The sequence below is a fragment of the Cohnella sp. genome (assembly GCF_041640265.1).
Taxonomy (GTDB): Bacteria; Bacillota; Bacilli; order Paenibacillales; family Paenibacillaceae; genus Cohnella.
Window position 1 is genome coordinate 1 of the sequence record NZ_JBEQAP010000094.1, and the last position, 7,859, is coordinate 7,859.

The 7,859-nt window shown below is 52.1% G+C and carries 6 protein-coding genes, 1 tRNA gene and 1 rRNA gene; all 8 read left to right on the top strand.

Annotated features, from left to right (window positions below; genetic code table 11):
* The first annotated feature begins 84 nt into the window (after positions 1 to 84).
* The 8 genes from rrf (at position 85) to ACESLK_RS29565 (ending at position 7,553) form a co-directional block, all read left to right on the top strand.
* Positions 85 to 201 (top strand): 5S ribosomal RNA (gene rrf / locus ACESLK_RS29530).
* A 126-nt stretch (positions 202 to 327) separates the two neighbouring features.
* Positions 328 to 1,539 (top strand): putative glycoside hydrolase, encoded by a 1,212-nt coding sequence (locus ACESLK_RS29535; protein WP_373233432.1) that lies wholly within the window; start codon positions 328 to 330, stop codon positions 1,537 to 1,539.
* A gap of 94 nt (positions 1,540 to 1,633) precedes the next feature.
* Positions 1,634 to 3,088: an IMP dehydrogenase gene (gene guaB / locus ACESLK_RS29540; protein ID WP_373233433.1), complete on the top strand. Its 1,455-nt coding sequence runs from the start codon at positions 1,634 to 1,636 to the stop codon at positions 3,086 to 3,088.
* A 123-nt stretch (positions 3,089 to 3,211) separates the two neighbouring features.
* Positions 3,212 to 4,480, top strand: coding sequence for a D-alanyl-D-alanine carboxypeptidase family protein (locus tag ACESLK_RS29545; RefSeq protein WP_373233434.1), 1,269 nt, complete (start codon positions 3,212 to 3,214; stop codon positions 4,478 to 4,480).
* Between the two features lie 93 nt (positions 4,481 to 4,573).
* Entirely contained in the window at positions 4,574 to 5,458 is an 885-nt protein-coding gene (gene pdxS / locus ACESLK_RS29550) for a pyridoxal 5'-phosphate synthase lyase subunit PdxS (RefSeq protein ID WP_373233435.1), read from the top strand.
* A gap of 2 nt (positions 5,459 to 5,460) precedes the next feature.
* Positions 5,461 to 6,054, top strand: coding sequence for a pyridoxal 5'-phosphate synthase glutaminase subunit PdxT (pdxT, locus tag ACESLK_RS29555; RefSeq protein ID WP_373233436.1), 594 nt, complete (start codon positions 5,461 to 5,463; stop codon positions 6,052 to 6,054).
* 79 nt (positions 6,055 to 6,133) lie between these two features.
* On the top strand, positions 6,134 to 7,408 hold the full coding sequence (gene serS, locus ACESLK_RS29560; RefSeq protein ID WP_373233437.1) for a serine--tRNA ligase: 1,275 nt from the start codon (positions 6,134 to 6,136) through the stop codon (positions 7,406 to 7,408).
* A 60-nt stretch (positions 7,409 to 7,468) separates the two neighbouring features.
* Positions 7,469 to 7,553: transfer RNA gene (locus ACESLK_RS29565), tRNA-Ser, on the top strand.
* Positions 7,554 to 7,859: the final 306 nt, after the last annotated feature.

Consider the following 7,859-nt stretch of genomic DNA (forward strand, 5'->3'; position numbering starts at 1 on the left):
ATCTACCCCATACACACCTTGCTTCACAACCATCTTCTGTGTAACACTAGCTATCCGGTTTTCAGGGAATGAAACCTCTGAATGTTTGGTGGCAATGGCGGAAGGGAACCACGCGTACCCATACCGAACACGACCGTTAAGCCTTCCAGCGCCAATGGTACTTGGACCGCAGGGTCCCGGGAGAGTAGGACGTCGCCAAGCAAATGACAAGCGTGTTGCCAATTCGGCAGCACGCTTGTTTTTCATTTCAAGCTGTGGAACTATTTCAGCAGGAACGACTGTAAACCGCCAGCCCATACTACATCTAACTCATGTAGGAGGTGCGGTATGAATCGACTTTGGCTGCTGACCCTTTTTCTCCTTGTGCCGATGCTGATTTCCTCTTGTACAAGGAATGCTCCCCTTACGGACCATAGCTCTCCATCTCCACGTGCAAATTCACCTATGCCCGCCGTCAATGACACATGGAACCAATTTCAGCTTCAGTACAGGGACGAAATGATGCAGCTTGAAGCATCCGCCCAAGCTTCTCATACTGCGAACCCTGAACCCCCCGTACCACCGACTCGTATGGATATTCGCGGTTTATATGTGTCTGCGCATGCTGCCCAGGGGGAATTTTTGGAGTCGATCCTCGAAACGATAAGAAGCTCTAACTTGAATGCGGTCGTGCTTGATGTGAAGGATGATTATGGCCGAATGATGTACGCTTCCGAGGTACCACTGGTTGGACAATTACGAGCGGATGCCAAGCCAATCCTCCCCGATATCAGACAGACGCTTCAGCGATTGAAGGAGGAAGGAATCTACACGATTGGCCGTGTTGTCGCCTTTAAGGACCCGCTCTTCGCCAAAGCAAAGCCGGAGTATGCCATTCAGAATAAATCCGGAGGTGTTTGGCAGGATGGGAAAGGAGTGTCCTGGGTAGATCCCTATCGGGACGAGGTTCTTCGTTACAATATCGATATCGCGGTCGAGGCGGTTAAGCTCGGTTTTGATGAAATTCAATACGATTATGTTCGCTTTCCGGAGAATGGGGAAAAACTCGATGCAGAGGCTGCCTTTTTCAACCCAAATAGATGGAGTAAGGAGCAAATTATTGCAGCCTTTCTCCGTATGGCAAAGGAACAGATTCACCGTGAAGGGAAACCGTTGTCCGCTGATGTGTTCGGTATGATTGCGACCGCGCGAGATGATATGGGTATCGGTCAAAACTGGAGCTTGCTTACCCAGCAAGTAGATGTTATCTCTCCAATGGTATATCCCTCGCACTATGGTGCGGGTCTGTATGGTGTAGATCATCCGGATCTAGAGCCTTACCGGATTATCGCGAGTACGATTCAGGATGCCATTGAACGAAACCGCGAGCTAGACCAGGGTGCGGCTATTCGTCCATGGCTGCAGGCATTTACGGCAACGTGGATTGATCCGCATCAGACGTACGGCCCAGCTCAGGTTCAGGAGCAAGTTCGGGCTTTAAAGGACTTGGGAATTGAGCAATATTTACTATGGAATCCATCTTGCCGGTACAACTTGTGAGTTCATAAAACGTTCCTTGACAGCTATAGGGTCGATTGATAAGATGGATAAAATATATAGGGATAAGCCCGGGAAAGCGAGGGAGACACGCCAAGTGTGGGAGAATAAGTTTGCAAAGGAAGGTTTGACGTTTGACGATGTATTGCTGGTTCCTCGGAAATCAGCAGTATTGCCGAGGGAAGTCGATGTTTCAACACAGCTGGGGCAGCTAAAGCTGAACATCCCTCTAATGAGTGCGGGTATGGATACAGTCACGGAGTCAGCTCTTGCGATTGCAATTGCACGAGAAGGCGGTATCGGTGTTATTCATAAAAATATGAGCGTGGAACAGCAGGCGGAAGAGGTAGACCGTGTGAAGCGGTCAGAGAGCGGCGTAATTACAAATCCATTCTCTCTTACACCCGATCACCATGTGTACGATGCGGAAGAGCTCATGAGCAAATATCGGATTTCGGGTGTACCCATTGTCGACCAGGGCAATCGTTTGGTAGGAATTTTGACGAATCGGGATTTGCGTTTTGTCCACGATTATTCGATCAAGATTAGCGAAGTGATGACGAAGGAAAATTTGGTCACAGCACCGGTCGGTACGACGCTTGAGCAAGCCGAAGTCATTCTTCAGCAGCATAAGATTGAGAAGCTACCGCTTGTGGATGATCATTTTCATCTGAAGGGTTTAATTACAATCAAGGATATCGAAAAAGCGATCCAATTCCCGAATGCGGCGAAGGATGCGCAAGGTCGGCTTGTGGTCGGTGCTGCAATCGGTATTTCTAAAGATACGTTTGAGCGTGCCGCCGCGCTTGTTGAGTCCGAGGTAGATCTGATCGTTGTTGACTCCGCACACGGTCACCATGTCAACATCATTGAGACGGTTCGCAAGCTCCGCCAGCAATACCCGGATCTGATGATCATCGCGGGCAATGTGGCTACCGGCGAAGCGACACGTGATCTGATTGAAGCGGGCGCATCTGTGGTGAAGGTGGGCATTGGCCCGGGCTCGATTTGTACGACTCGTGTGATTGCAGGTATCGGTGTTCCGCAAATTACGGCTGTCTACGATTGCGCAACGGTTGCTCGGGAATATGGAGTTCCTGTTATCGCGGATGGCGGCATTAAATATTCCGGAGACGTTGTAAAAGCCATTGCGGCCGGCGCCAGCGCGATTATGATCGGAAGTTTGTTTGCCGGTACGGAGGAGAGCCCGGGCGAGTCGGAGATTTATCAGGGGCGACGGTTCAAGGTGTACCGCGGCATGGGCTCGATTGGAGCAATGAAGGAAGGCAGCAAGGACCGCTATTTCCAGGAGAACGAGAACAAGCTTGTGCCGGAAGGTATTGAGGGACGAGTCCCTTACAAGGGACCGCTTGTCGACACGATACACCAATTGATTGGCGGCCTTCGCTCCGGCATGGGCTACTGTGGAACGGGAACGATTCAGGCGCTGCAGAACGATACCTCCTTCATTCGCATTACGAGCGCAGGCTTGCGGGAGAGTCATCCGCATGATGTTCAAATAACGAAGGAAGCTCCTAACTATTCCTTGTAATAAACGTCGGATTATGGCAGGACATTCGCTTATAGGGCGAATGTCCTTTTTTCTTTTGGGGCCGGTCTGTGGTACAATAAATGAGCAAATTTACAGGATGGGGAAGTGAGGATGTTGTTCAGTATGGGGAAACAGAGGAGACGACTGTCCGCTGCCATTATTGTTGTACTACTTCTACAGGTTGCCTCTGTGCTGTTTCAAGTTCCGGCCGCCAAAGCCAATGACATGGTTGATTTGAAGCTTGATGCGAGGACGGCGATATTGATCGATGCCGCTACCGGACAAGTGTTGTTCGAGATGGGTGCGGATGAAGCGCTGCCCCCGGCGAGTATGTCAAAGATGATGACGGAATATATCGTGATGGATCATATCAAAACGGGCAAGCTAAAATGGGAAAGTATCATCACCGTTTCTAAATATGCGGCAAGCATCGTCGGATCGAGCGCACTGCTCGCAGAAGGCGAACAGTACACCGTCAGGCAGCTTTTCGCGGCGATGTCCATCTACTCTGCGAATGATGCCAGTGTTGCTTTCGCAGAAGCCATATCGGGAACAGAAGAAAATTTTTCAAAGCTGATGAATCAGACGGCACAGAAGCTCGGATTGTCATCCAAAGCTCGCTTCATCAATGCAACAGGGCTGTCCCGTGCCGATATGGAGGGCAATGATCCCAAGAGCTTGCCAGGGGAGACATTGCTGACCGCAAGAGACTCCGCTATGCTGGCGTATCATATCATTAAAGAGCATCCGGATGTGCTCGACTTTACCAAGCAGCCGAGCTATCAGCTTCGAACTCGTGATAAAGACCCGATGATTAACTGGAACTGGATGGTTGAGGCGAACAAAGATAATCTATATTTGCGGCAATACGCCTATGAAGGATTAGACGGGTTAAAAACGGGACATACGGACGAGGCGAAGTGGTGCTTGACTGCTACTGCTGTGCGCGGCGGTATGCGTTTCATTAGCGTCATTATGGGTGCACCTACGGAGCCAAAGCGATTCCAGGAATCCAAGAAGCTGTTGGATTATGGCTTTAACAATTTTGAGAAGAGAACACTGGTGCAATCCAAGCTGGAGCTTTCGCAGCAAAAAACGGTTCCAGTGAAAAAAGGCAAGCAGCTTGAGGTTCCCATCGTAACGGAATCGGCGCTGGAGCTCATTCTTAAGAAGGGCGATAAGACGGAGCCGACCTATCAAATCCAGATTGTCGATGAGACGGTTCGGACCGCTCCGATCAAAGCTGGAACTGTATTAGGGAAAGCAACCGTTCTCCATAATGGGAAGGCAGTAGGCCAAGTGAACCTGGTGGCTGCGTCGGAAGTGGAGAAGGCCGGGTGGTTTTCACTGCTGCTAAGATCCATCGGTGGCTTCTTCAATAATTTGTTTTAGCGGGATGTTCAACATTTTCGACTAATTTCGTTGTAAGTTGCTATGGATTCAGGTAAAATATTCGGATAGAAGTCATTGCCAGGAGGACTAGAGATGATGGAGACAGGAACATCGAGAGTTAAAAGAGGTATGGCCGAGATGCAAAAGGGCGGCGTCATCATGGACGTTATGAACGCCGAACAAGCAAAAATTGCCGAAGCTGCAGGCGCGGTAGCCGTTATGGCGCTGGAGCGTGTACCGGCTGATATTCGTGCAACCGGCGGCGTTGCGCGTATGGCTGATCCGACGATTGTGGAAGAGGTTATGAAGGTAGTTTCCGTTCCGGTAATGGCGAAAGCGCGAATCGGTCACTTTGTCGAAGCGAAGGTTCTGGAGGCGCTTGGTGTCGACTATATCGATGAGAGCGAAGTGCTTACTCCTGCCGATGAAGTGTTCCATATAAACAAGCATGAGTTTACGGTTCCGTTCGTGTGCGGCGCGCGTGATATCGGTGAAGCGCTCCGCCGCATCGGCGAAGGCGCTTCGATGCTTCGTACCAAGGGCGAGCCGGGAACGGGCAACATTGTAGAAGCCGTTCGTCATATGCGGATGATGATGAGTCAGATTCGCAAGGTACAGAGCATGTCTCGTGACGAGCTGATGACGGAAGCAAAAAATCTTGGCGCGCCATATGAGCTTTTGCTTCAAGTACATGAGACAGGCCGTTTGCCGGTCGTAAACTTCGCAGCTGGCGGTGTAGCGACACCGGCCGATGCAGCGCTTATGATGCATCTTGGCTCGGACGGCGTATTCGTGGGATCCGGCATTTTCAAATCGGACAACCCGGAGAAGTTTGCAAAAGCCATCGTTGAAGCAACAACACATTACGAAGACTTCGGCTTGATCGCCGAGCTTTCCAAGAATTTGGGCACGCCGATGAAGGGGATCGAAATTTCCAAGATCGCCGCTTCCGAGCGGATGCAGGAGCGCGGTTGGTAAGAATGAAGATTGGTGTACTGGCGCTTCAAGGCGCAGTAGCGGAGCATATACGATTGATCGAGAAGGCCGGTGCCGAAGGCGTCATTGTGAAGCGTCTTGAGCAATTGGACGAGCTGGACGGACTCATTATTCCTGGCGGCGAAAGTACAACGATCGGCAAGCTGATGCGCAGATACGGCTTTCTAGAGGGTATTCGCAGCTTTGCCGGATCGGGTAAGCCGGTGTTCGGAACATGTGCCGGGCTGATTTTGCTTGCGGATGAAATTGACGGGCAGGACGAAGCGCACTTGCGGTTGATGGATATGAAGGTGGTTCGCAATGCCTATGGGCGTCAACGCGAGAGCTTCGAAACGAACCTGCCGATCGAGGGCATCGACGAGCCGGTACGTGCTGTGTTTATTCGGGCGCCGTTGATCGAGCGGGTTGGCGACGGTGTTCGCGTGCTGTGTGAGTATCAGGGCAGTATCGTGGCGGCTAGGCAGGGGCACCTGCTTGCTGCGTCGTTCCATCCCGAGCTGACGGACGATGAGCGGATGCACAGGTACTTCGCCGATATGGTTACAGAGAGCTTGCCGATGCAAGCTTCAGGCAAATAGAGTTTGACGGATCAGCACCTTTTCCTTGATGTACGGGATGAGGTGCTTCCCATTTTGGCCCATTGTGGAGGGATATGCGTTGTTGGACGTGAAGGTGCTGCGTAATGATTTGGATCGGGTGAAGCAGGCGCTGGGCAACCGGGGGAAGTCGCCGGAAGAGCTGTCGGGCTTCACAGAGGTTGACCTGCGCCGTCGGGAGCTGCTTCAGGAAAGCGAACAGCTGAAGAGCCGCCGCAATACCGTATCGCAGGAGGTAGCGGCCAAGAAGAAAGCGGGACAAGATGCGGAAGCGCTAATTCTAGAGATGCGTGATGTGTCGGATCGGATCAAGGTGCTCGATGACGAGGTTCGCGGGGTTGAAGAGCAGCTCGATGCGATTGTGCTGACATTGCCTAATATACCGCATGAAAGTGTGCCGGTGGGAAGAAGCGAGGAGGATAATGTCGAGGTTCGGCGTGTGGGCGAGGTGCCGAGCTTTGCATTTGAAGCGAGGCCTCACTGGGAGCTGGGGCAGCAGCTGGGAATTCTCGACTTTGAGGCGGCAGCCAAGGTAACGGGCTCTCGGTTTGTGTTTTACAAAGGGCTTGGTGCGCGGCTGGAGCGTGCATTGATCGCTTTTATGCTGGATGTGCATGTGGACCGGTTCGGCTATGAAGAAATGCTGCCTCCGATGATCGTGCATCGTGACAGCTTGGTCGGGACAGGGCAGCTTCCGAAGTTTGCGGAGGATGTGTTCCACTTGGAGGGCACCGATTATTTTCTGATCCCTACTGCGGAAGTGCCTGTGACCAATTATCATCGGGAAGAGATTTTGGAGGCCGATCAGCTTCCGAAGTATTACACCGCATACAGCGCTTGCTTCCGGTCGGAAGCCGGTTCGGCAGGCCGGGATACGCGGGGCTTGATCCGTCAGCACCAATTCAACAAAATCGAGCTGGTGAAGCTGGCTCATCCCGATACGTCCTATGAGGAGCTGGAATCGTTGACGCACCAAGCTGAAACCATTCTGCAGCTGCTGGGGCTCCCGTACCGGACGATGCTGCTTTGTTCCGGCGATATGGGCTTTGCTTCGGCAAAGACATACGATTTGGAGGTTTGGCTGCCTTCGAGCGGCACCTATCGGGAAATTTCCTCGTGCAGCAATTTTGAGGATTTCCAGGCACGCCGGGCGAACATCCGCTTCCGCCGCGAACAGAAGGCGAAGCCGGAATTCGTACATACGCTGAACGGCTCAGGATTGGCTATCGGGCGTACGGTCGCGGCAATTTTGGAGAACTACCAGCAGGCTGACGGCTCTGTGATCATACCGAAGGTTTTGCGACCTTATATGGGTGGCATCGAGGCAATCCGATAGTTAGAATTTAACGTTGCTCCGCGTGTTTGGAATATGGTACAATGCAAATTGTCACCATATGGAGAGGTGGTCGAGTGGTTTAAGGCAGCGGTCTTGAAAACCGCCGAGGTGCAAGCCTCCGTGGGTTCGAATCCCACCCTCTCCGTACTCACTAACAACCTAATACATAGTTTGGTCAGGAGAGGGAACGGGATGAGAACCCCTGGGTTCGTCGGAGCGACTAGCGGAGTCTCGCGGTCGAGCAATGCGATGACCGCGAGTATCCCACCCTCTCCGCCATATATAATAAACTAGACGACCAAGAGGTCGTCTTTTTGTTTTTGGCGGAGAGGGAACGGGATGAGAACCCGTGGGTTCGTCGGAGCGACTAGCGGAGTCTCGCGGTCGAGCATGCGATGACCGCGAGTATCCCACCCTCTCCGCCATATATAATAAACTAGACGACCAAGAG

What these genes read in the sequence shown, in the direction of transcription:
- ACESLK_RS29535 (WP_373233432.1), top strand. Translation starts at nt 328, where the DNA reads ATGAATCGACTTTGGCTGCTGACCCTTTTTCTCCTTGTGCCGATGCTG.
- ACESLK_RS29545 (WP_373233434.1), top strand. Translation starts at nt 3,212, where the DNA reads ATGGGGAAACAGAGGAGACGACTGTCCGCTGCCATTATTGTTGTACTA.
- pdxS (WP_373233435.1), top strand. Translation starts at nt 4,574, where the DNA reads ATGATGGAGACAGGAACATCGAGAGTTAAAAGAGGTATGGCCGAGATG.
- pdxT (WP_373233436.1), top strand. Translation starts at nt 5,461, where the DNA reads ATGAAGATTGGTGTACTGGCGCTTCAAGGCGCAGTAGCGGAGCATATA.